The organism is Streptomyces sparsogenes subsp. cuspidosporus (assembly GCF_039532705.1).
Taxonomy (GTDB): domain Bacteria; phylum Actinomycetota; class Actinomycetes; order Streptomycetales; family Streptomycetaceae; genus Streptomyces; species Streptomyces sparsogenes.
In genome coordinates this window covers 147,001-169,523 of sequence record NZ_BAAASD010000014.1, presented here as the reverse complement: position 1 = coordinate 169,523, position 22,523 = coordinate 147,001, and the positions used below count along the sequence as shown (strand labels likewise).

The 22,523-nt window shown below is 71.0% G+C and carries 17 protein-coding genes; 7 read left to right on the top strand and 10 right to left on the bottom strand.

All coding sequences use genetic code 11. From position 1 onward, the window contains the following. Positions 1-90: 90 nt before the first annotated feature. The gene (locus ABFY07_RS19065) at positions 91-381 is read left to right on the top strand and encodes a ferredoxin (RefSeq protein WP_428836960.1); all 291 of its coding nucleotides are present in this window, start codon (positions 91-93) and stop codon (positions 379-381) included. 4 nt (positions 382-385) lie between these two features. On the opposite strand, the gene ABFY07_RS19060 is transcribed toward ABFY07_RS19065, so the two are convergent. From ABFY07_RS19060 to ABFY07_RS19050, 3 genes are all read right to left on the bottom strand, one after another. Then, positions 386-1,006 carry a hypothetical protein gene (locus tag ABFY07_RS19060; protein WP_346175630.1) on the bottom strand — a complete coding sequence of 207 codons (621 nt, stop codon included), beginning with the start codon at positions 1,004-1,006 and terminating at the stop codon, positions 386-388. A gap of 159 nt (positions 1,007-1,165) precedes the next feature. Further along, entirely contained in the window at positions 1,166-2,128 is a 963-nt protein-coding gene (locus ABFY07_RS19055) for a tRNA (adenine-N1)-methyltransferase (RefSeq protein WP_065968316.1), read from the bottom strand. Between the two features lie 254 nt (positions 2,129-2,382). Further along, the gene (locus tag ABFY07_RS19050; protein WP_346175629.1) at positions 2,383-3,630 is read right to left on the bottom strand and encodes a site-2 protease family protein; all 1,248 of its coding nucleotides are present in this window, start codon (positions 3,628-3,630) and stop codon (positions 2,383-2,385) included. A 130-nt stretch (positions 3,631-3,760) separates the two neighbouring features. Between ABFY07_RS19050 and ABFY07_RS19045 the strand changes: the two genes are divergently transcribed. Beyond that, complete coding sequence (locus ABFY07_RS19045; protein ID WP_346175628.1) at positions 3,761-4,642, top strand: RecB family exonuclease; 882 nt, start codon at positions 3,761-3,763, stop codon at positions 4,640-4,642. A gap of 13 nt (positions 4,643-4,655) precedes the next feature. Then, positions 4,656-5,327: a response regulator gene (locus ABFY07_RS19040; RefSeq protein ID WP_014181038.1), complete on the top strand. Its 672-nt coding sequence runs from the start codon at positions 4,656-4,658 to the stop codon at positions 5,325-5,327. A gap of 76 nt (positions 5,328-5,403) precedes the next feature. On the opposite strand, the gene ABFY07_RS19035 is transcribed toward ABFY07_RS19040, so the two are convergent. The 3 genes from ABFY07_RS19035 to metH all read right to left on the bottom strand — a co-directional run bounded on the left by ABFY07_RS19035 (position 5,404) and on the right by metH (position 11,774). Further along, positions 5,404-7,008 carry an ABC transporter substrate-binding protein gene (locus ABFY07_RS19035; protein WP_346175627.1) on the bottom strand — a complete coding sequence of 535 codons (1,605 nt, stop codon included), beginning with the start codon at positions 7,006-7,008 and terminating at the stop codon, positions 5,404-5,406. Positions 7,009-7,350: 342 nt separating this feature from the next. Next, positions 7,351-8,052, bottom strand: a complete 702-nt coding sequence (locus ABFY07_RS19030; protein WP_346175626.1) for an HAD family hydrolase — start codon at positions 8,050-8,052, stop codon at positions 7,351-7,353. Between the two features lie 197 nt (positions 8,053-8,249). Next, positions 8,250-11,774, bottom strand: a complete 3,525-nt coding sequence (metH, locus tag ABFY07_RS19025) for a methionine synthase (RefSeq protein WP_346175625.1) — start codon at positions 11,772-11,774, stop codon at positions 8,250-8,252. Between the two features lie 250 nt (positions 11,775-12,024). Here metH and ABFY07_RS19020 point away from each other — a divergent pair, with 250 nt between their 5' ends. The 4 genes from ABFY07_RS19020 to ABFY07_RS19005 all read left to right on the top strand — a co-directional run bounded on the left by ABFY07_RS19020 (position 12,025) and on the right by ABFY07_RS19005 (position 17,037). Further along, complete coding sequence (locus tag ABFY07_RS19020) at positions 12,025-12,789, top strand: IclR family transcriptional regulator (protein ID WP_065968310.1); 765 nt, start codon at positions 12,025-12,027, stop codon at positions 12,787-12,789. Between the two features lie 262 nt (positions 12,790-13,051). After that, positions 13,052-13,846 carry an MIP/aquaporin family protein gene (locus ABFY07_RS19015; RefSeq protein ID WP_065968309.1) on the top strand — a complete coding sequence of 265 codons (795 nt, stop codon included), beginning with the start codon at positions 13,052-13,054 and terminating at the stop codon, positions 13,844-13,846. Positions 13,847-13,893: 47 nt separating this feature from the next. Beyond that, positions 13,894-15,420 carry a glycerol kinase GlpK gene (gene glpK, locus ABFY07_RS19010; protein WP_346175624.1) on the top strand — a complete coding sequence of 509 codons (1,527 nt, stop codon included), beginning with the start codon at positions 13,894-13,896 and terminating at the stop codon, positions 15,418-15,420. A gap of 3 nt (positions 15,421-15,423) precedes the next feature. Continuing rightward, positions 15,424-17,037 carry a glycerol-3-phosphate dehydrogenase/oxidase gene (locus ABFY07_RS19005; RefSeq protein WP_346175623.1) on the top strand — a complete coding sequence of 538 codons (1,614 nt, stop codon included), beginning with the start codon at positions 15,424-15,426 and terminating at the stop codon, positions 17,035-17,037. A gap of 127 nt (positions 17,038-17,164) precedes the next feature. Here ABFY07_RS19005 and mtnK read toward each other — a convergent pair whose 3' ends face one another. The 4 genes from mtnK to ABFY07_RS18985 all read right to left on the bottom strand — a co-directional run bounded on the left by mtnK (position 17,165) and on the right by ABFY07_RS18985 (position 22,160). Then, positions 17,165-18,373, bottom strand: coding sequence for an S-methyl-5-thioribose kinase (mtnK, locus tag ABFY07_RS19000; RefSeq protein ID WP_346175622.1), 1,209 nt, complete (start codon positions 18,371-18,373; stop codon positions 17,165-17,167). Then, entirely contained in the window at positions 18,370-19,416 is a 1,047-nt protein-coding gene (locus ABFY07_RS18995; RefSeq protein WP_346175621.1) for an ABC transporter permease, read from the bottom strand. Before ABFY07_RS18995 ends, mtnK begins: the two co-directional genes overlap by 4 nt. A gap of 64 nt (positions 19,417-19,480) precedes the next feature. Next, on the bottom strand, positions 19,481-21,067 hold the full coding sequence (locus tag ABFY07_RS18990) for a sugar ABC transporter ATP-binding protein (RefSeq protein ID WP_428836955.1): 1,587 nt from the start codon (positions 21,065-21,067) through the stop codon (positions 19,481-19,483). After that, complete coding sequence (locus ABFY07_RS18985; RefSeq protein WP_346175620.1) at positions 21,054-22,160, bottom strand: substrate-binding domain-containing protein; 1,107 nt, start codon at positions 22,158-22,160, stop codon at positions 21,054-21,056. The genes ABFY07_RS18990 and ABFY07_RS18985 overlap by 14 nt, the downstream gene beginning before the upstream one ends. Positions 22,161-22,523: the final 363 nt, after the last annotated feature.

Here is a 22,523-nt window from a genome sequence, read left to right as displayed (position 1 = left end):
GGTTGTATCGTCGAGACGGTCAACACCCGCCAAGGCTGGCGCTATTTAGTCAATGTTGAATCATGTATCAGGGGACGGCAGATCGTGACTGTGCGGAACGAGGAGCTCGGCGACCTTGAGGTCTGGATCGACCAGGATCTGTGCACGGGCGACGGCATCTGTGCCCAGTACGCACCCGAGATCTTCGAACTCGACATCGACGGTCTAGCTTACGTCAAGAGCGCCGACGACGAATTGCTCCAGGACAAGGGTGCGACGACGCGGGTGCCGCTGCCCCTGCTCACCGAGGTCGCCAACTCCGCGAAGGAGTGTCCCGGCGAGTGCATCCATGTGCGCCGGGTGTCCGACGGGGTCGAGGTCTACGGACCGGACGCCGAGTGACGGCTCAGACACTGCCCGGCGCCGGCAGCGCCGTGAGCGCGAACCTGCCGTCCTTCCACTGCCAGTTGACCTTGCGCTGAAGGTCAGGGCAGCACCGCGGCACCTGCTCCGAGGAGTAGCCGAGCAAAGTGGCCGAAACCTTGGTTCCGCGCAGCGCGAAATCCTTGACGCTCATCTGTTCCTTGGGGTCGAGGAAGGTGGCCACGACCCGCGGCCGCCCCCGTCCCGCGCCCTGCCCCGCCTGCCCCCCGTCGGCCTTCCGGCCGTCCGGCTGGGCGAGGACGTACATGCCGCTGGGCGGGGTGCCCGTCGCGGAGTGGCAGCGCACGACGGCCACCGTCTCCGGTCGCCCGTCACCGTCCAGATCGCCGGAGGCGCGGTCCGTGACGTCCAGTTTCGCCGGGCCGCAGTCCACCGGGTAGTGGGCGGCGGTGGGGTCCGGGGCCTTGACCACCGGGGCGCCGGTGCCCGGCGCGGCCGCGGTGGAGGTGTCGGTCGTGGCCTTGGCGTCGGAGGGCTGGAGCACCGCGGCCCCGGCGACGACGGCGGCGAGGGCGGCCGCTGTCGCGAGCCAGTGCACCGGCCGGGGGTGGGTGTGCGCGAGGTCCGGGCCCAGAGGCTGCACGCGGCGTGACTCCTGTGAGAGCGGTGGCGTCGGGGGGTGCCCCGCATCGTGCCACATCTCACACGGCGCGGCCACCGCCTCCCCGGGGAATCCCGGTGGAATTCCGGGGGGAAGTCGGTGGCCGCGGCCGGGTGTTGGCGCCGGGTGGCGGTGGTGGGGTCAGCCCCGGTCGGCTGAGCCGTTTCGGGGGCCCTCGGCGGCCCGGCCGGCCGCTCCCGCGTCCCCCGCCGCCGCGCCGCCGGCGCCCCAGCCCGCGTAGTCCTCGCCGTAGGCGCCCTTGGCGGGCCTGCGGCGGCGCAGCGGGGGCTCCACGCCGTCCGCGAGGCGGCGGGCGGTGAGCAGGAAGCCGGTGTGGCCGATCATGCGGTGGTCGGGGCGTACGGCCAGGCCCTCGACGTGCCAGGTGCGGACCATGGTCTCCCAGGCCGCGGGCTCGTTGAAGGTGCCGTGCTCCCGGATGGCCTCGACGGTGCGGGCCAGCTGGGTGGTGGTGGCGACGTACGCGCACAGGATGCCGCCGGGGACGAGTGCCTTGGAGACGGGGCCCAGGCATTCCCAGGGGGCCAGCATGTCCAGGATGACGCGGTCGACGTCGCTGTCGGAGAGGTTGTCCTGGAGGTCCCCGACGGTCAGCCGCCAGGCGGGGTGCGGGGCTCCGAAGTAGCGCTCGACGTTCTGCTGGGCGATCTCGGCGAAGTCGGCCCGGCGCTCGTAGGAGTGCAGCATGCCCTGGTCGCCGATGGCGCGCAGCAGGAAGGTGCTGAGCGACCCGGAGCCGACGCCCGCCTCGACGACGCGTGCGCCGGGGAAGATGTCGGCCATGGCCAGGATCTGCCCCGCGTCCTTGGGGTAGACCACGGCGGCGCCGCGGGGCATGGACAGGACGTAGTCGGGGAGCAGGGGGCGCAGCGCGAGGTACGCGACGTTTCCCGTGGTGCGCACGACGGTTCCCTCGGGGGCGCCGATCAGCTCGTCGTGGGGGAAGGAACCCTTGTGGGTGTGGAAGTTCTTCCCGGCCTCGAGCGTGAAGGTGTAGTGGCGTCCCTTGGGGTCGGTGAGCTGGACCTGGTCCCCGACCTGGAAGGGCCCGCGACGGCGGGCGGCACCGGTCGGTTCGGACATGTGGCCAGCCTACCCGGCCTGGGGGGACGTGCTGACCGCGAGCCCGTACGCGGGCTCCTGGAGGCGAGCGAGGTCTCTCAGGCGAGCGCCGAAGGGCGGGCCCCTGTCGAGAGCAGGGGGCACCTCCCAGCGGTAGCTGGGGGAGAGACCAAGCGTCGGAGCGAGGCACGAGCGACAGAGCGCAGTGTCGAGGAGCGTCGGCAGGCCCGCGGCCGGAGGTCGCTGCGGCGAGCGCCCGGAGGCAGGCGAGCCTCTCAGGAAGACGCCGGCGTTCTTGCCATGGCGGCGACGAAGGCGCGTTCGACGTCTGCTGTCGAGAGGACGCCGTAGATTTCCCCGGTCTCCTCGACCACGAGGTATTCGGTGGCGGGGGTGGCGCGCAGGGTGTCCAGGAGTTCTTCGCCGGTGAGCTCGGCGGAGACCCGCATGCCGTCCTTGAGGTCCTGGGCGAGGCCGCTGACCGCGACCCAGGGGCGGCGGTGTTCGGGGATGCCGACGATGGCGGCTTCGCGCACCACGGCGGTGGGCATGCCGTGGCCGTCGACGACGACGAGGGCGCGGGCCCCGGCTTCGTTGGCGCGGCGCAGTGCTTCGGAGAGGGGGGTGTCCGCCGCGACCGGGACGGCGCGGCGGGTGAGGGTGCGGGCGCGGAGGTCGGGGAGGCGTTCACGCAGGCGGGCCATGCGGAGGCTGTTTCCGGCGCCGGTCCAGATGATGGCGGCGAGTATGGCGGCGAGGAGCGCGTCGGTGAGCGAGTCGACGCTGCCGAAGCCTTTGGCCTCGTCGCCGAAGCCGCCGGTCTGGGTGGCCAGCGGGAGGCCCACGAGCACGGCGACGGCGAGTGCGCGGCCGGTCCAGGCGGCGGCGACGGTGCCCGTCATGGCCCTGCCGGTGATCTTCCAGACGACGGCGCGGAGCATCCGGCCGCCGTCCAGCGGCAGGCCGGGGAGCAGGTTGAAGGCGGCGACGATGAGGTTGGAGATCATCAGTCCGGCCAGCAGTACTCCGGGGACGGTGCCCGGCTCGACGACCAGCATGCCGAGGTAGAAGAGGCCGGAGAGGACCAGCGAGAGGAGGGGGCCGACGAAGGCGAGGACGAACTCCCGGCCGGGGGTCTCGGTCTCCTTCTCGATCTCGGAGACGCCGCCGAAGAACTGGAGCTGGATGCGGCGTACGGGGAGTTTGAAGCGCAGTGCCGCTACGGTGTGGGCGAGCTCGTGGACGAGGACGGAGGCGTAGAAGGCCACCGCGAAGAAGAGCGAGACGATGTAGCGGGCGGCGCCCAGTTCGGGGAGTACTCGTTCGAGCTGGCCGCCGAAGACCCAGGTGATGAGGGCGGCGACCAGGAACCAGCTGGGCGAGACGTATACGGGTACGCCGAAGGGCCGGCCCATCAGGAAGCCGCCGCCCACCTCGCGGGGGCGCTGTGGCTTCTCGCCCTCGGGCCCGGTCGTGCGGTCCGCTCCCCCGCTGTCGGACTGCCGCTGCCCGCTGTTGTCCACGGTGTCCCCTCGTCGGATGCGTCGTTCGCACCCCTATCTTCGGTATGGTCCCCACGATCATGCAGTGTGAGGGCCTTGGACGTCGATGGTATGCGTCCGGTTGTCGGTGGTGGGCCGTAGGGTCTGCGCCATGGGAACCTCCACCGGTAAGGCCGAACGGGCCGGGTCGCCGTCGTCGCCCTCCTTGTCGCCGTCGCGTGCGGCGGACTTCATGCGGTGTCCGTTGCTGTACCGCTTCCGGGTGATCGACAAACTGCCGGAGAAGCCGAGCTCCGCGGCGACCCGGGGCACGGTGGTGCACGCGGTGCTCGAGCGTTTGTTCGACGCTCCGGCCGCCGAGCGGACGGCTCCGCGGGCCCGTGCGATGGTGCCGGGCGAGTGGGAGCGGCTGCTGAAGGCGCGGCCGGAGCTGGCGGAGCTGTTCCGCGGGGAGGACGGGGCCGATGACCCGGAGCGGCTCGGGCGGTGGCTCGCGGATGCCGAGCGGCTGGTGGAGCAGTGGTTCTCGCTGGAGGACCCGACCCGGCTGGAGCCGGCCGAGCGCGAGCTGTATGTGGAGACGCGGCTGGAGTCGGGGCTGACGCTGCGGGGCTATATCGACCGGGTGGACGTGGCGCCGAGCGGGGAGGTGCGGATCGTCGACTACAAGACCGGCAAGGCTCCCGCCCCGCAGTACGCGGGGGACGCGCTGTTCCAGATGAAGTTCTACGCGCTGGTGCTGTGGCGGCTGCGGGGGGCGGTGCCGCGCCGGTTGCAGCTGGTGTATCTGGGCAGCGGCGATGTGCTGACGTACGACCCGGGCGAGTCGGATCTGCTGGCCGTGGAGCGCAAGGTGCGGGCCCTGTGGGAGGCCATCGCGGAGGCGACGGCGACGGGGGTGTTCCTGCCGCGGCAGACCAAGCTGTGCGGCTGGTGCGACCACCAGGCGCATTGCCCCGAGTTCGGTGGGACTCCCCCGCCTTATCCCCTGGCGGCCCATCCGGCGCCGTCCGGCAGAATGGGGCAGGTCTAGCGAAGGAGATCCTGTGGCTATCCGCGTCCTACTGGTCGACGACCAGCCGCTGCTGCGCACCGGCTTCCGGATGATTCTCGAGGCCGAGCAGGATCTCGCGGTGGTCGGCGAGGCGGGGGACGGCCTTCAGGCCCTGGACCAGGTGCGGGCGCTCCAGCCGGATGTGGTGCTGATGGACATCCGGATGCCGCGGATGGACGGGGTGGAGGCGACCCGGCAGATCACCGGTCCAGGCCGGGACGGCCCGGCGAAGGTGCTGGTGCTGACCACCTTCGACCTGGACGAGTACGTGGTGGAGGCGCTGCGCGCGGGGGCGAGCGGCTTTCTGCTCAAGGACGCGCCCGCCCATGAGCTGGTGCAGGCGATCCGGGTGGTGGCGGCCGGTGAGGCGATGCTGGCGCCGAGCATCACCCGGCGGCTGCTGGACAAGTACGCCGGGCATCTGCCGTCCGGCGAGGAGCCGGTGCCGGACACCCTGCACACGCTGACCGAGCGCGAGGTGGAGGTCCTCAAGCTGGTCGCGAAGGGGCTGTCCAACGCGGAGATCGCCGCGGACCTGTTCGTCAGTGAGACGACGGTGAAGACCCATGTGGGGCATGTGCTGACGAAGCTGGGCCTGCGAGACCGGGTGCAGGCCGCCGTCTACGCGTATGAGAGCGGGCTGGTGCGCCCCGGCGCGCAGTGACGCGCGAGCGCGCGCAGTGACGCGCGAGCGCCCCGGTACGCGCCAGGCGTCCCGGGGCGCTCTCCCCTCAGCCGGTTCAGCCGTCGCTGGCGCGGCCGAGCTCCCACAGCTGGAGCATGGTCGAGGAGTCGAGCAGGTATTCGCTTCCCACGATGTCGTCGCGAGCGGCCACGTACTGGTTGCCCTGCCACAGCGGCAGATAGGGCACATCGGCCGCGATGATGTCCTGGATCCGCTGGAGGTCTCCGACCGCGAGGGACCGCTGGGCCTCCCGCCGGGTCCTGGGTATCAGCTCGTCCTGGACGTCCTGGTTGCGGTAGGGCGAGTTGAGGAAGTTGTCCTTGGTGAGGAACGGCGCGATGTAGGTGTCGGGGTCCGGGAAGTCGGGGAGCCAGCCCATGCCGTAGGCGGCGTACTCGCGCTTGGGGACGGCGGGGCGGAATTCGGTCCACTTGACGCCGTGGATCCTGACCGAGAACAGGCCGCTGGCGTTGAGCTGGGTCTGGAGCTTCTTGAACTCCTGGGCCGTCTCCGGGCCGTAGTGGTCGGTGGTGTACGTCAGCGTCAGCTTCACCGGGGTCTCGACGCCGGCCTGCTGGAGCAGGTCGCGGGCGGCGCCGACGTTCGGGTCGCCGTACTCGTTGTGGAACGAGTTGATGTGCGAGGAGATGCTGGTGGGGACCATCGAGTAGAGCGGCTCTGCGGTCCGCTTGTACACGTCGCGCACCAGGGCCTGGCGGTCCACGACGCGGGCGATGGCCTGCCGTACGGCCTTGTTCTTCACCACCGGGGCGGTGGTGTCGAAGACCAGGTAGCGGATGCCCTGGCCGGACATCTCCCGCAGCCGGACGCCCTTGACCGCGCCGGTGTCGAGCCGCTCGAGCTGTTCGGGCGAGAAGCCGCGGTTGACGACGTCGATGTCGCCCTTGGCGAGCGCCTGCTCCATGGTCTTGGCGTCGTCGAAGAAGCGCATCTCGACCTTGTCGCTGCGCGGCTCGATGTCGCCCTGGTACTCGGCGTTCTTGGTGAAGACCACCTTCCGCAGCCGGTTGTCGCTCACCTCGGTCTGTGCCGTGTACGGGCCGGAGCCCACGATGTCCCAGCCCTTGTGCACCGCGTTCTTCCGGTAGACCTCGCTGTCGATGATCGCGGCGGCCGGGGTGGTGAGCTTGGAGGGGAAGGTCGCGTCCGGGCTGGCGAGGTGGATGACGATCTCGCGCGCGTTGGGGGTCTCCACCTTGTCCACGTTGGACAGCAGGGACCACACCCCGTTCTGGTCCTTGATCTTCAGGACCCGCTCCAGGGAGAACTTCACATCGGCGGAGGTGAGGTCGTGGCCGTTGGAGAACTTCAGTCCCTTGCGCAGCTTGCACCGGTACTGCTCGCTCTGCCGGTCCTGGAAGCCGCACGTCTCGGCGGCGTCGGGTACGGGGTCGGTTCCGGAGCGGGGCAGTCTCATCAGGGTCTGGAAGGTGCTGTGCAGCACGCTCCAGGAGGCGAAGTCGTAGGCCTGGGCGGGGTCCAGCGGGGCGGTCGCCACCTTGGACGCCTCGATCCGGTCGGTGCTCCCCACGACGATCGCGCCGTCGTCCGAGCCTGCGCCGTCGGTACCGCCGCACGCGGTGAGCGTGGAGGTCATCAGGCCCGCCAGGACCGGCAGCACCAGCGACTTGCGGTTCATTGTCGGGAGTCTCCCTGCGATCGATCAACTACTCGCGAAGAGATTAGTCCGCGGCGCCAGTCCTACCGGAACACAACGAAGTTGAGGCAATATCACGCCCGGATAACGCGTCAGGGTTCTCCGATATCCGGACGCCGTCACGTACCGCACGACATGTCATCAATCCGGACACATGGACCCGTGCAAACCGGGCCAGAGGGGACCCGAAGCAGAGCGTGCCCGCCGTGTCGACGGTGCGCGCGGTGAGAAACATCACTTCCGGCGACCCTGACCGGGAGGCAAGCGGAATTAGGGCAACCCATTTTCCGGGCCGCCCTTTACCGAAATACGCTCGGTGCGCGATCAGCGCAATGCCGTGACCAGAGTGCGCAGGAACGGGACGTCGACTTCTTCGAGCGAACCGACGACCGTGCGCCCCACGGCGGGCTCGATCGGCACCAGCGACGGCACGGCCACCACCTGGCAGCCCGCCGCCTCGGCCGCCGTCACCCCGGTCACCGTGTCCTCCACGACCACGCAGCGCGCCGGGTCCACGCCCAGCCCGGCGGCGGCGAACAGATACGGGTCCGGGTGCGGCTTGGTGCGGCCGATGTCGTCGCCCGCGACCGTGAGCGAGAAGTGCTCGGGGCCCAGGGAGCGCAGGACCGCCTCCATCACGCGCCGGTGGGAGGCGGAGACCAGGGCGGTCGGCACGCCGTGCGCGGCCAGCTCGGTGAGCAGCCGGCGCGCGCCCGGCAGCAGCGGCACGGTGCCGTCGAGCAGCTCGGTGAAGCGGCTGTTGAGCAGTCCGGTCAGCTCGGCGAGCGCGATGTCCGCGCCGGTGGCCTCGATCAGGAAGGAGGCGCTGCGGGTCATGGGGCCGCCGACGACCACATGGCGGTACTCCTCGGCGAGCGCGTGGCCGAGCTCGGCGAAGATGGAGACCTCCGCGTCCCACCAGATGCCCTCGGTGTCGACCAGGGTGCCGTCCATGTCGAGCAGGACGGCTTGCAGGGCGGAGCCTTCGGCCGTGCGGGTGTCGACGGCGGGGATGCTGCTGGTCATCCAATCACCTCCGGGGGCGAGGGGCACGAAGGCCGGTCGTCCTCCGCGACGTCCGTGGTTACCGCGCTTCAGCGGTTTCCGCGATGTGGAAGGCGACCGGCCTCTACCGGATCGACCAGTTTACGACGGTCCGCCCGCGCGTGCCCGGTGGTTTTCCTCCGGGCGTGTGCGGGCGCGTACCGGGCGCGGCGGGGCCGTCACCGGGCGTTGAAGTACTTGGCCTCGGGGTGGTGGATGACGATCGCGTCGGTGGACTGCTCCGGGTGCAGCTGGAACTCCTCCGAGAGCTTGACGCCGATCCGCTCGGGGCGCAGCAGCTCGGCGATCTTCGCCCGGTCCTCCAGGTCGGGGCAGGCTCCGTAGCCCAGGGAGAAGCGGGCGCCGCGGTACTTGAGGTCGAACATGTCGGTCACGTCCGCGGGGTCCTCGGAGGCGAAGCCGAGCTCGGCGCGCACGCGGGCGTGCCAGTACTCGGCGAGTGCCTCCGCGAGCTGGACGGACAGCCCGTGGAGCTCGAGGTAGTCGCGGTAGGAGTCGGCGGCGAACAGTTCGGCGGTGGCCTCGCCGATCCTGGCTCCGACGGTGACGACCTGCAGCCCGACCACGTCGGTCTCGCCGGAGTCCTCGGGGCGGAAGAAGTCCGCCAGGCACAGGCGCCGGCCGCGGCGCTGGCGGGGGAAGGTGAAGCGGGTGAGTTCGCTGCCGTCGTCGTTCAGCAGGACCAGGTCGTCGCCCTTGGACACGCACCGGTAGTAGCCGTAGACGACGGCGGCCTCCAGCAGGTTCTCGGTGTGCAGCTTGTCGAGCCAGCCGCGCAGCCGCGGGCGGCCCTCGGTCTCCGCCAGCTCCTCGTACGTCGGCCCCTCGCCGGTTCGGGCCTGCTTCAGGCCCCACTGGCCCTTGAAGAGGGCGCCCTCGTCCAGCCAGGACGCGTAGTCGGCCTGCTGGATGCCCTTGACGACGCGGCTGCCCCAGAAGGGCGGGGTGGGCACCGGGTTGTCGGTGGCCACGTCGGAGCGCACCGGCCCCTCGTCGGGCTCCGCCACCGCCACCGCCGCCTCGCGCCTGGCGACGCGGCGTTGCTTGAGCTCGGGCAGGGAGGCGCCGGGCACGCCCCGCTTGACGGCGATCAGGGCGTCCATCAGCCGCAGGCCCTCGAAGGCGTCGCGGGCGTAGCGGACCTCGCCCTCGTAGATCTCGTGGAGGTCCTGTTCGACGTAGGCCCGGGTCAGCGCGGCCCCGCCGAGGATGACGGGGTACTGGGCGGCGAGCTTGCGCTGGTTGAGCTCTTCCAGGTTCTCCTTCATGATCACCGTGGACTTCACCAGCAGCCCGGACATGCCGATCACGTCGGCTCGGTGTTCCTGCGCGGCGTCCAGGATCGCCGAGACGGGCTGCTTGATGCCGAGGTTGACCACGTTGTAGCCGTTGTTGGACAGGATGATGTCGACGAGGTTCTTGCCGATGTCGTGGACGTCGCCGCGGACCGTGGCCAGCACGATGGTGCCCTTGCCCGCGTCCTCGCCGTCGGCGGTCTTCTCCATGTGCGGCTCCAGGTAGGCCACCGCAGCCTTCATCACCTCGGCGGACTGGAGGACGAAGGGGAGCTGCATCTGCCCGGAGCCGAAGAGTTCGCCGACGACCTTCATGCCGTCCAGCAGGGTCTCGTTGACGATGTCGAGGGCGGGCCGCTCGGTGAGGGCCTCGTCGAGGTCGGCCTCCAGGCCGTTGCGCTCGCCGTCGATGATGCGGCGCTTGAGGCGCTCCTCCAGGGGGAGGGCGGCCAGTTCCTCGGCCTTGCCGGCCTTGAGGGACTTGGCGGTGGCGCCCTCGAACAGCGCCATGAGCTTCTGGAGCGGGTCGTAGCCCTCGGTGCGGCGGTCGTAAATGAGGTCGAGGGCGGTGCGTACCTGTTCCTCGTCGAAGCGGGCGATGGGGAGGATCTTGGAGGCGTGGACGATCGCCGAGTCGAGGCCCGCCTTGACGCACTCGTCGAGGAAGACGGAGTTCAGCAGGATGCGGGCGGCCGGGTTGAGGCCGAAGGAGATGTTGGACAGGCCGAGTGTGGTCTGCACGTCGGGGTGGCGGCGCTTGAGTTCGCGGATCGCCTCGATGGTGGCGAGGCCGTCCTTGCGGGACTCCTCCTGGCCGGTGCAGATGGTGAAGGTCAGGGTGTCGATGAGGATGTCCTCCTCACGGATGCCCCAGTTGCCGGTCAGGTCGGCGATGAGCCGTTCGGCGATCTCGACCTTCTTCTCCGGGGTCCGGGCCTGGCCCTCCTCGTCGATGGTCAGGGCGATCAGTGCGGCGCCGTGCTCCTGGGCCAGGCGGGTGACCTTGGCGAAGCGCGAGTCGGGGCCGTCGCCGTCCTCGTAGTTGACGGAGTTGATGACCGCGCGGCCGCCGAGCTTCTCCAGGCCGGCGCGGAGGACGTCGACCTCGGTGGAGTCGAGCACGATGGGGAGGGTGGAGGCGGTGGCGAAGCGGCCGGCCAGCTCCTCCATGTCGGCCACGCCGTCCCGGCCGACGTAGTCGACGCACAGGTCGAGCAGGTGGGCGCCCTCGCGGATCTGCTCGCGGGCCATCTCCACGCAGTCGTCCCAGCGGCCCTCCAGCATGGCCTCGCGGAACTTCTTGGAGCCGTTGGCGTTGGTGCGCTCGCCGATCGCCAGGTACGAGGTGTCCTGGCGGAACGGCACGGTCTGGTAGAGGGAGGCGGCGCCGGGCTCGGGGCGCGGGTCGCGCGGGGTGGGGGCCAGCTCGCGGACCCGCTCCACGACCTGACGCAGGTGTTCGGGGGTGGTGCCGCAGCAGCCGCCGACCAGGGAGAGCCCGTATTCGCGGACGAAGGTCTCCTGGGCGTCGGCCAGCTCGCCGGGGGTGAGCGGGTAGTGCGCTCCGTCCTTGCCCAGCACCGGCAGGCCGGCGTTGGGCATGCAGGACAGCGGGACGCGGGCGTGGCGGGCCAGGTAGCGCAGGTGCTCGCTCATCTCGGCGGGGCCGGTCGCGCAGTTCAGGCCGATCATGTCGATGCCGAGCGGCTCGAGGGCGGTGAGGGCGGCGCCGATCTCGGAGCCGAGCAGCATGGTGCCGGTGGTCTCGACGGTCACCGAGCAGATGACGGGGAGGTCGGTGCCCGTGGCGTCCAGGGCGCGGCGGGCGCCGAGGACGGCGGCCTTGGTCTGCAGCAGGTCCTGGGTGGTCTCCACCAGGAGGGCGTCGGCGCCGCCGGCGATCAGGCCCTCGGCGTTCGCCTGGTAGGCGTCGCGGAGCACGGTGTACGGGGCGTGGCCGAGGGTGGGCAGCTTGGTGCCGGGGCCCATGGAGCCCAGCACCCAGCGGGGGCGGCCGTCGGCGGCGAAGCCGTCGGCGACCTCGCGGGCGACCCGGGCTCCCGCCTCGGACAGCTCGAAGACCCGGTCGGAGATCTCGTACTCGCCGAGGGCGGCGTGGTTGGCGCCGAAGGTGTTGGTCTCCACGCAGTCCACGCCGGCTTGGAAGTACTCGGTGTGGACGGAGCGGACGATGTCGGGGCGGGTGATGTTGAGGATCTCGTTGCACCCCTCGAGCTGCTGGAAGTCCTCGAGGGTGGGGTCCTGGGCCTGGAGCATGGTGCCCATGGCGCCGTCCGCGACCACCACCCGGGTGGCGAGGGCCTCGCGGAGTGCGCGGACCCGGTGGGCGGAGTCGGTGGCTGTGGACGTGGGCGTGTGCGAGGCCATGGGTGAGCTCCCTGAGGTGCGACGGCTGTCGGCTTTGCGCCCTCCTCGCGGAGGGCGCACCAGGCCAGCGTAGCCGCCGGGGGGCTCTCGACGGGGGGTGTTCCACGTGGCGGGACAGTTCTCGGGGGGCTCGGGGGGTGCCGCTCGGGGGGCGCCTTTGATCGTTTAACCTTTCCCCGCTGTACCGCCGGGTCGGCATGGACCGATAGTGTTCAGCATTGTCGAACCGTAGTGTCAGGAGGGGTGCGCGATGGCACGGACCATCCAGTCGCTCGAGCGAGCTGCCGCGATGCTACGCCTGCTGGCCGGCGGCGAGCGCCGTCTGGGGCTGTCCGACATCGCCTCCTCGCTGGGGCTGGCCAAGGGCACCGCGCACGGCATCCTGCGCACGCTCCAGCAGGAGGGCTTCGTCGAGCAGGACGAGGCGTCGGGCCGCTATCAGCTGGGCGCCGAGCTGCTGCGCCTGGGCAACAGCTATCTGGACGTGCACGAGCTGCGCGCCCGCGCCCTGGTGTGGACCGACGACCTGGCGCGCTCCAGCGGGGAGAGCGTGTATCTGGGGGTGCTGCACCAGCAGGGCGTGCTCATCGTCCACCATGTCTTCCGGCCGGACGACAGCCGCCAGGTGCTGGAGGTGGGGGCGATGCAGCCGCTGCACTCCACGGCCCTGGGCAAGGTGCTGTCCGCGTACGACCCGGTGGCGCACAGCGAGGCGGCGGAGGCGGCGCGCGAGGCGTTCACGCCCCGCACGGTGACCTCCATGGCCGGTTTCGAGTCCGTCCTGGACCTGACCCGGGCGCGCGGCTGGGGTTCGGACGTGGAGGAGACCTGGGAGGGCGTGGCGTCGATCGCCGCCCCGATCCACAACCGGCGGCGGATGCCGGTGGGCGCGGTGGGCGTCACCGGCGCGGTGGAGCGGGTGTGCAAGGAGGGCGAGCTGCGCTCCGATCTGGTCGCCGCGGTGCGGGACTGCGCGCGGGCCGTCTCGCGCGATCTGGGCGCCAGCCGCTTCTGAGAGTTACCGACTGGTATCCGTCGGTTCGCACCTGGTTGCCCCGGTACGAGTTTTCGGTCACACGACCCTTGACCTCAGCCTTCACCGTGCAGAAAACTGCCGTTCGTCGGTCGGCATTGTCGAACATCTGACGACAATATTCGCTAAGGTGTGACTCGCCGCGGGCCGACCAAGCCTCACCGAAGGGGCGCTGGCCATCGGATAAATCCCGTGGCGCGGCGCTTCCCGGTGTCCATCTGGACGAAGGACAAAGGAGTCGCGGGTGTCCAGCTCCGACATCTTCATCGGCGAGACCATCGGTACCGCCGTTCTCATCCTGCTCGGCGGTGGTGTCGTCGCCGGCGTTGTCTTGAAGCGCTCGAAAGCGTTCGGCGCGGGGTGGCTCGCCATCACCTTCGGGTGGGGTTTCGCCGTGCTGACCGGCGCCTACATCTCGGCGCCGCTCTCCGGGGCGCATCTCAACCCGGCGGTGACGCTCGGCCTCGCGATCGAGGGCGGCACCGAGTGGAGCGATGTGCCGATCTATGTGCTCGGCCAGATGACCGGCGCCATCCTCGGCGCCGCACTGGTGTGGGTCGCCTACCTGGGCCACTTCCAGGCCCATCTGACCGACCGCGAGATCGTCGGCGGTCCCGGCGCGCAGGACACGGCCACCGCCCCGGCCAAGGCGCCGACCGGCGCCGGCCCGGTGCTCGGCGTCTTCTCCACCGGCCCCGAGATCCGCAACACCGCGCAGAACCTGGCCACCGAGATCATCGCCACGGCCGTGCTGGTGCTGGCCATCCTCACCCAGGGCCTGAACGGGAACGGCAACGGCCTGGGCGTCATCGGCGTCCTGATCACCTCGCTCGTGGTGGTCGGCATCGGCCTCTCGCTCGGCGGGCCCACCGGCTACGCCATCAACCCGGCCCGTGACCTCGGGCCGCGCATCGCCCACGCCCTCCTGCCGCTGCCCAACAAGGGCGGCTCGGACTGGGGCTACGCCTGGATCCCCGTCGTCGGCCCGCTGATCGGCGGCGCCCTGGCCGGCGGACTCTACGAGATCGCCTTCGCCTAGCCCCATCCCCACCCACCCCCTCTTACCGCGCAGGAGAGCCGCACACCATGACCGACACCCACTCCACCGGCCCGTTCATCGCAGCGATCGACCAGGGCACCACCTCGAGCCGTTGCATCGTCTTCGACCGGGACGGCCGTATCGTCTCCGTCGATCAGAAGGAGCACGAGCAGATCTTCCCCAAGCCCGGCTGGGTCGAACACAACGCGACCGAGATCTGGGAGAACGTCCGGGAAGTCGTCGCCGGGGCGATCAGCAAGGCCAAGATCACCTCTGCCGACGTCAAGGCGATCGGCATCACCAACCAGCGCGAGACCACGCTGCTGTGGGACAAGAACACCGGTGAGCCGGTGCACAACGCCATCGTCTGGCAGGACACCCGCACCGACGCCCTGTGCCGGGAGCTGGGCCGCAACGTCGGCCAGGACCGGTTCCGCCGGGAGACCGGGCTGCCCCTGGCCTCGTACTTCGCGGGGCCGAAGATCCGCTGGCTGCTCGACAACGTCGAGGGGCTGCGCGAGCGCGCCGAGGCCGGCGAGATCCTCTTCGGCACGATGGACTCCTGGGTGATCTGGAACCTCACCGGCGGGCCGAACGGGGGCGTGCACGTCACCGACGTCACCAACGCCTCCCGCACCCTGCTGATGAACCTCCGCACCCTCGACTGGGACGAGCGCATCCTGTCCTCGATGGAGATCCCGGCGGCCGTGCTGCCCGAGATCCGCTCCTCCGCCGAGGTGTACGGCACCACCGCGGACGGCGTGCTGGCGGGCGTGCCGGTGGCCTCCGCGCTCGGCGACCAGCAGGCGGCCCTGTTCGGCCAGACCTGTTTCTCCGAGGGCGAGGCCAAGTCGACGTACGGCACCGGCACGTTCCTGCTGATGAACACCGGCGGCGAGCCGGTCAACTCGTACAACGGCCTGCTGACCACCGTCGGCTACCGGATCGGCGACCAGAAGCCGGTCTACGCCCTGGAGGGCTCGATCGCCGTCACCGGTTCGCTGGTGCAGTGGATGCGCGACCAGATGGGGCTGATCAACAGCGCGGCCGAGATCGAGACCCTGGCCAGCTCGGTCGAGGACAACGGCGGCGCCTACTTCGTGCCGGCCTTCTCCGGCCTGTTCGCCCCCTACTGGCGGGACGACGCGCGCGGCGTCATCGCGGGTCTGACCCGCTACGTCACCAAGGCGCACATCGCCCGCGCCGTGCTCGAGGCCACCGCCTGGCAGACCCGCGAGATCGTCGACGCGATGACCAAGGACTCCGGTGTCGAGCTCACCGCGCTCAAGGTCGACGGCGGGATGACCTCCAACAACCTGCTGATGCAGACGCTCTCCGACGTCCTGGACGCGCCCGTGGTGCGCCCGATGGTCGCCGAGACCACCTGCCTCGGCGCCGCCTACGCCGCCGGGCTCGCCGTCGGCTTCTGGCCGGACACCGACGCGCTGCGCGCCAACTGGCGCCGCGCCGCCGAGTGGACCCCGCGCATGGACGCGGACGTCCGCGACCGCGAGTACAAGAACTGGCTCAAGGCCGTGCAGCGGACCATGGGCTGGATCGAAGACGAGGAGTAACCAATGACCACCCTGCAGAGCGTCCCGGCCCTCGGGACGCACCCGGCTGCCGGCTCCCTTCCGAGCCGCGCCGAAACCCGGGAACAGCTCTCCAAGGCAACGCACGACCTCCTGGTGATCGGCGGCGGCATCCTGGGCATCACCACTGCCTGGCACGCGGCGCAGTCGGGACTGCGGGTGGCCATGGTGGACGCCGGCGACTTCGCCGGCGCCACCTCCTCGGCCTCCTCCAAGCTGCTCCATGGCGGGCTGCGCTACCTGCAGACCGGCGCGGTCAAGCTGGTCGCCGAGAACCACTTCGAGCGGCGCGCGGTCTCCCGCAGCGTCGCCCCCCACCTGGCGAACCCGCTCACCTTCTACCTGCCGGTCTACAAGGGCGGCCCGCACGGCGCCGCCAAGCTCGGCGCGGGCGTGTTCGCCTACTCGGCGCTGTCGGCCTTCCGGGACGGCGTCGGCCATGTCATAGGCGCCGACAAGGCCGCGCGGGACGTCCCCGAGCTGCGCACCGAGGGCCTCAAGGCGGTCGCGGTCTACGGCGACGGCCAGATGAACGACAGCCGCATGGCGCTGATGACGGTCCGGGCCGCCGTCGAGGCCGGGGCGACCGTGCTCAACCACGCCGAGGTGGTGGGGCTGCGGAAGACCGACGGGCGGGTCACCGGCGCGGACCTCAAGGACCGCCTGGACGGGAGCGAGTTCGGGGTCAACGCCCGTCTGGTGCTGAACGCCACCGGGCCGTGGGTGGACCACCTGCGCAGGATGGAGGACCCGAACGCGGCGCCGTCCATCCGGCTCTCCAAGGGCGCGCACCTGGTCCTCAAGCGCACCTCGCCGTGGCGGGCGGCGCTGGCGACCCCGATCGACAAGTACCGCATCACCTTCGCCCTCCCCTGGGAGGACATGCTGCTGCTGGGCACCACCGACGAGGAGTACGAGGGCGACCCGGCCGACGTGCGGGTGAACGAGAAGGACATCGCCCAGATCCTCGACGAGGCGGCCTTCTCCATCCGGGACCGGCAGCTGTCCCGCGACCTGATCACCTACTCCTTCGCCGGGCTGCGGGTGCTGCCGGGCGGCCCCGGGGACACCGCCAAGGCCAAGCGGGAGACGGTGGTCACGGAGGGCCGCGGTGGCATGCTGTCCATCGCGGGCGGCAAGTGGACCACCTTCCGCCACATCGGGCGCACGGTGATGAACAAGCTGGCGCAGCTGCCGGGCCACCCGCTCGCGGACGACATGGAGCCCATATCCCGGCTGCCCAAGCACGTGCCGCTGCCGGGCCTGGCCAATCCGCACGCGGTCGCGCACCGGCTGCTGGTGGACGGCGGCACCCCGGGCCCGCGGATGGCCGCGGACACCGCGCGCCACCTGGCCACCCACTACGGCTCGCTGTCCTTCGACATCGCGCGGCTGGCCAACGAGGACCCGGCGCTCGGCGAGCGGATCCACCCGGACGCCCCGGAGATCTGGGCGCAGGTCGTCTACGCCCGGGACCACGAGTGGGCGCGGACGGCGGACGACGTGCTGCGCCGCCGCACCACCTTGACGATCCGCGGCCTGGCCACCGACGAGGTGCGCGCCCGGGTCCAGGAGCTGCTGGACCGCCGGACGGACTGACGTTCACCTACGGGGGGGATTCGCGCACGAGGTCGTTCGCGTACGAGGTCGTTCGCGCACGAGGGGGAGGCTCCGTCCGGGGCCTCCCCCTCGGCGTACGTCCGAGCCGTCATGTGCCGGGGGTGCGCTACGGCGTGGCGCCGAGGACCTCCTCGACCAGCACCCGGACACCGGCGGCGTCCCGGAGGCGGTCGCGGCGCAGGATGAGCTCGCGGCCGAGCAGCAGGGCACGGCGGGAGGCGGGGCCGGGGTCGGGCAGCGTGGTGAGGTCGGTGAGGTGGGCGAAGCCGATGACGCGGCGGATGATCTCCGTGCCGGCGAAGCCCAGGCTCTCGGACCACACCTGGGTGAGGAAGCGGTCCAGGTAGGCGTCGTCGAAGAAGGTGTCGATCCGGGCCGGCCACAGCCGGCGCAGCTCGGCCTCGAAGGCGTCCCAGCTCAGGGCGAGTTGCTCGGCGTGGTCGCCCGGGGTGCCGAGGGCGTGGGCACGCAGTTCGGAGACGAGGACGTTGCCCCAGTACAGGCCGAGGTCGAAGCCGATCGGGCCGACGAAGGAGAACTCGGGGTCGAAGACGCGGACCACGTCGGCGCCCTGACGGGTACCCACCATGACGCTGCCGGTGTGCAGATCGCCGTGGAGCAGGGCTTGGGCGCTGGTCATGAAGATGTGCCGCAGGGCGGCGACCTCGGTGCGCAGGGCGGGGTCGGCACGGAAGGCGGCGGCGAGGTCGTCGAGGCTGTGGTGCCAGTGGTTGTGCTCGTGGTCGAGGTAGGGCTCGCTGAGCACCACATCCTCGGTGATCTTGCACAGCTCGGGGCTGACCGAGGTGGCGACGAGTGCCTTGCGGTCGGCGGAGGCCATGCCGAAGTCGCTGGTGGCGAAGGACAGGGCGGCGACGAAGGTGCCGATGTGGCGGGAGACCGAGCCGTATTCCCCGCCCTCGTTGAGGTGGGTCCGCAGCACCCGCAGGTCGGACATGTCCTCCATGGTGAGGGCGTAGTTGTCGGTGTCGTAGCCGTGGATGGCCGGGATGGTGTCCGGGGCGACGGCGGCGACCTGGCGGTAGGCGCGGGCCTCGGCGTCGGCGCGGGCGGGGCTCATGGGCCAGGAGGGGCCGGCGACGCGGACCCAGGGCAGGGCCTGCTTGACGGCGAGGCTGCGGCCGCCGCCGGGGTCGCGGGCGACGAAGACGCGGTTCATGTTGCCGTCGGAGACCTCGTGGACCTCGATGGCCTCGCCCGTCCAGTGGCCCCTCTCCCGCAGGTAGTCGGGGATGTCCTCGGGCTCCAGGACGCGGTAGGCGGCCGGGGCGGCGGTGTGCGGCGGGAGTGTCATCGGCGGTTTCCTCGGGACAGGGTGAAGCTGAAGACCAGGGCGAGGATGAGTACGGCGCCCTCGACCACGTCCTGGGTGTAGTACGGCAGGCCCTTGATGGTCAGTCCGGTGGTGATGACGCCGATGAGGACGGCGCCGAGCGCGGTCCCCCAGACATTGGGTTTGCCGCGGCCGAGCACGGAGGTGCCGACCAGTGCCACGGCGACGGCCTCCAGCAGTTGGGAGGTGCCGGCGGAGACGTCGCCCTGTCCGATCCGGGAGGCCAGGATGAGGCCGCCGACGGAGGCGAGGACGCCGGACAGGACGTAGGCGAGGGCGCGGTAGGCGCCGACGCGGACGCCGGCGAGCCGGGTGGCCTCGGGGTTCGACCCGATCGCGTAGAGCACGCGGCCCCAGCGGGTGCGGGAGAGGAAGATCCAGGCGGCGAGGGTGAGTCCGGCGAAGATCACCACCGAGATCGGCACCCCGGCCACGGTGCCGCGGTCGATGGACAGGAACCCCTCGGTGAACTTGCCGGGTGCGGTGGTGCCGTCGTCCAGTGTCATGCCGGGTGAGATGGACTGGCCGTCGACGAGGATCAGCTTGAGGCCCTGGATCACGAAGAGGGTGCCCAGGGTGGCCAGCATGTCGGGGACCTTGAGGACCACGATGAGCAGGGCGTTGACGAGTCCCACGAGCGCGCCCGCGGCGATCACCGCGAGGACGGCGACGGCGCCGACCTGGTTGTAGATCACCATCGTCTTGGCCGCGACGGTCACGCCGAGGCCGGCCACGGCCCCCACCGACATGTCCATTCCGCCGACCGCCAGGGTGAGGGTGACGCCGAGGCCGAGGATGGCGGCGACGGAGACGTAGCGGAGGGTGTCCAGGAGCGTCGCCGAGTCGCGGAAGGTGGGTTCGGTGAGCGAGAAGAACGCGAAGAGCGCGACGGTGACGAAGATGAAGCCGTATGTGACGACGGCGCCCTGGACGCGCTGACCGGCGCCCGCCGCGGCCGGCTTCCCGGCGGTCACCGGCGGGGCGGTGGAAGGGGTGAGGGTCATCGGAGGGCCTGCTGCTTCCTTCTTCTGCTGTTGCTTCTCGGGTGTGGTGTGATCCGGCGCGGTGTCATACGGATGCCGAGATGGCCTCGATCACGCGGTCGCGCTCGGCGTCGGCGCCGTACGCGTCGAGGCGGATCTCGCCGTCGGCGAGGACCACGACCCGGTCGGCGACCTCCAGGACCTCGTCCACGTCGGCGCTGAGCACGAGGACGGCCGAGCCGTCGGCGGCCAGGGCGCGGGCGCGGCGGCCGATGTCGCGGCGGGCGCCGATGTCCACTCCTCGGAACGGCTCGTCCAGCACCAGGACGCGGGGGCGCTCGGCGAGCCAGCGGCCGACCACGACCTTCTGCTGGTTGCCGCCGGAGAGCTCCTCGACGGGGCTGTGCTCGTCGCGGGTGACGACGCCGAGTCCGTCGATGGTGCGCCGCCCCAGCTCGGCCTCCTGGCTGCGCCGCACCAGGCCGGCGAGGGAGAGGGAGGACAGGAAGGGCAGCGAGATGTTGCGCGCCACCGACCAGCCGGGGATCAGCGCGTCCGCGTGCCGGTCCTCGGGCACCAGGTGGACACCGCGGCGGATGGCGTCGGCGGGGCGGCGCGGCCGGTACGGCTCGCCGTCCAGCTCCAGCTCGCCGGTGCGGAACGGCTCGGCGCCGAACAGGCCGCGCGCCAGCTCGGTCTTGCCCGCGCCGAGCAGCCCCACGACGCCGGTGACCTCGCCCTCGCGCAGGTCGAGGTCCTGGGGCAGCCGGCCGGGCAGCAGCGGTACGCCGCGCAGCGACAGCGCGACGGCCCCGCCGCGCCTGCCGTCGGTCGGCCGGGCGGTCGCCGCGGCCTGGGGCTGGGCGAGCATGGCGCGCAGCGCGCGGTCCCAGTCGAAGGGGCGCGGGAGGTCCTCGGTGAGACGGCCGTCTCGCAGGACGACCAGTCGGTCGGCGAGCGAGTCGATCTCGCCGAGCCGGTGGGAGACGTAGAGCACCGCGATCCCGTCGGCGCGCATCCGCTCGACGATCGCGAACAGCCGGGTGGCCTCGGCCGCGGACAGGGCCGAGGTGGGTTCGTCCAGGATGAGCAGCCGGGGGCGGGTGGACAGGGCGCGGGCGAGGATGAGCAGTTGCTGGTCGGAGATGCCGAGCTCGGCGACATCGCGGCGCAGCAGCTCGGTGGACCAGCCGAGTCCGAGGGTGTCCTGGATCTCGCGGGCGCGGGCGAGGAGGTGACGGGTGCTCAGGAAGGGGTTGCGGCCGCGCCGGGCCAGTTCCTCGAAGACCAGGTTCTCGGCGACGGACAGGCCGGGCACCACGCCCTCGCCGATCCGCTGGTGCACGGTGCGGATGCCGAGGGCGTGGGCCGCGGCGGGCGAGGGCAGCGCGGCGGCCTCCCCGCCGACCAGGACCCGGCCGCCGTGTCCGGCGTGCACCCCGGAGAGGATCTTGATCAGGGTGGACTTGCCCGCCCCGTTGGCCCCCAGCAGCGCGACCACGCTGCCGGGGGCGATGTCCAGGGACACGGAGGTGAGCACCGGCTTGCCGCCGAAGGCCATGCTGACCTCGCGCAGCGAGACGGCGGGCGGCGCCGCGGCGGCCTCGGCTCCGGTCGCGGCTCCGGCATCGGCGCCGGGCTCGGCTCCGGGCGCCGGGTCAGTGGGCGACATTGGGGATCCAGTCCGCCGTGCTGACCTTGCTGAGGTTGAGGGCGGGAAGGGCGGCGCGCAGCTGGTTGAGGTTCTGGATCTTCTTGCTCACCAGGAAGTCGCGGGTGATCGCGACGGCCGGGAACTCGACCGACTTGGTCTTCAGTTGACCGGCGAGTTCCAGGGCGGTGGTGCGGACGACGGCGGCGCCGACGGCGGAGGGGTCGGTGCCGGCGGTGGCGGTCCAGGGGCTGTTCTTGGCGGTGATGACCTGGATGTCGGCGTTGGACACATCGGCGCCGAAGACCTTGACCTTGCCCGCCAGCTTCTTGTTCTGGACGGCGAGGACCGTGCCCTTGGCCAGCTCGTCGTACGGCGCGAAGATGCCCGCGACGCCGGAGTGCTGGGTGAGGGCGGCGCTGACCAGCGGGACGTTGTCGGTGGCTGTGGAGTCGGTGACCTTGCCGACCTTGAACGACTGCTTCCAGCCGTTTTCGGTGACCCGCTTCCTCCAGACGGTGTCGCGCTTGTCGAGCGCGGCGTATCCGGCGACGTTGACGTAGCCGATCTCGGCCTTCTTGCCGAGTTCCTTGGTCATCACGTCCAGGACGGCGTTGGCCATGCCGGCGTCGTCCTGCTTGGTGGAGACGACCCCGGGGTTCTTGGTCTCGACGTCGTAGACGACGACCTTGATGCCCTTCTTGACCGCCTTGTCGATCTCCGGCTGGATGGTCGAGGGGAAGCCGTGGTCGACGATGATCGCCTCTGCCCCGGAATTGATCGCGGCCGACAGGTCGGTGGCCTGCTTGGCGTTGTCGGCCTGGGCGTCGTAGACGGTGAGGTCGATGCCGAGCGCCTTGGCCTGCGCCTTGGCGCCGCTGCCCCACTGCTCGAAGTAGTCGCCCGCGCCGCTCTGCCGGACCAGGGCCACCTTGATTTTCTTCCCCTGGTCGAAGGGCGCGGGCTTCTTGCCGGTCGCGGCCTTCGCCGAGGCGGGGGTGTCCCCGGAGTTCTTGGCGTCCGAGGCGGAGGAGGACTGGGAGCAGCCGGTGGCGACCAGGGCCGTCAGGGAGACGAGGGACGCCGCGGCGAGGGGCAGTCTGGAGCGGGACATGGGGATCTCCGAGTGGTGCGGCAGCGCGGGCGCGCCGGTGGTGCGGGAAAAGGGGTGAAGCCGGCCGGGAAAGACGGGAAAGGCCGGAAGAGGGGGACCAGTGAGGGCTACGGCGGGTAGGGGTCAGCTACAGCTGGCCGTAGTCGTCCGAAGGAGATCCACGTACAGCCGCCGAACGAGCAGCAGCGTCTTCATGCCCACATCATGAGAACGGTTTCAGCCATGCGTCAAAGGTCAGGACGCTCCTTCTCACGACCTGAGACGCGTTCTTCCTCACACCTCCCGGTGTGTCAGGTCCGGGTTACCATCCGGGTCCCGCGCCTCTTCCGGATGTCCCCTCCGTCTCGTCTGCCTCAGGAGTCC

Coding starts and splice junctions, on each gene's coding strand:
- ABFY07_RS19055 (WP_065968316.1), bottom strand. CDS start 2,128: ATGTCCGAACCGACCGGTGCCGCCCGCCGTCGCGGGCCCTTCCAGGTC.
- ABFY07_RS19045 (WP_346175628.1), top strand. CDS start 3,761: ATGGGAACCTCCACCGGTAAGGCCGAACGGGCCGGGTCGCCGTCGTCG.
- ABFY07_RS19035 (WP_346175627.1), bottom strand. CDS start 7,008: ATGAACCGCAAGTCGCTGGTGCTGCCGGTCCTGGCGGGCCTGATGACC.
- ABFY07_RS19030 (WP_346175626.1), bottom strand. CDS start 8,052: ATGACCAGCAGCATCCCCGCCGTCGACACCCGCACGGCCGAAGGCTCC.
- metH (WP_346175625.1), bottom strand. CDS start 11,774: ATGGCCTCGCACACGCCCACGTCCACAGCCACCGACTCCGCCCACCGG.
- ABFY07_RS19020 (WP_065968310.1), top strand. CDS start 12,025: ATGGCACGGACCATCCAGTCGCTCGAGCGAGCTGCCGCGATGCTACGC.
- glpK (WP_346175624.1), top strand. CDS start 13,894: ATGACCGACACCCACTCCACCGGCCCGTTCATCGCAGCGATCGACCAG.
- ABFY07_RS19005 (WP_346175623.1), top strand. CDS start 15,424: ATGACCACCCTGCAGAGCGTCCCGGCCCTCGGGACGCACCCGGCTGCC.
- mtnK (WP_346175622.1), bottom strand. CDS start 18,373: ATGACACTCCCGCCGCACACCGCCGCCCCGGCCGCCTACCGCGTCCTG.
- ABFY07_RS18995 (WP_346175621.1), bottom strand. CDS start 19,416: ATGACCCTCACCCCTTCCACCGCCCCGCCGGTGACCGCCGGGAAGCCG.
- ABFY07_RS18990 (WP_428836955.1), bottom strand. CDS start 21,067: ATGTCGCCCACTGACCCGGCGCCCGGAGCCGAGCCCGGCGCCGATGCC.
- ABFY07_RS18985 (WP_346175620.1), bottom strand. CDS start 22,160: ATGTCCCGCTCCAGACTGCCCCTCGCCGCGGCGTCCCTCGTCTCCCTG.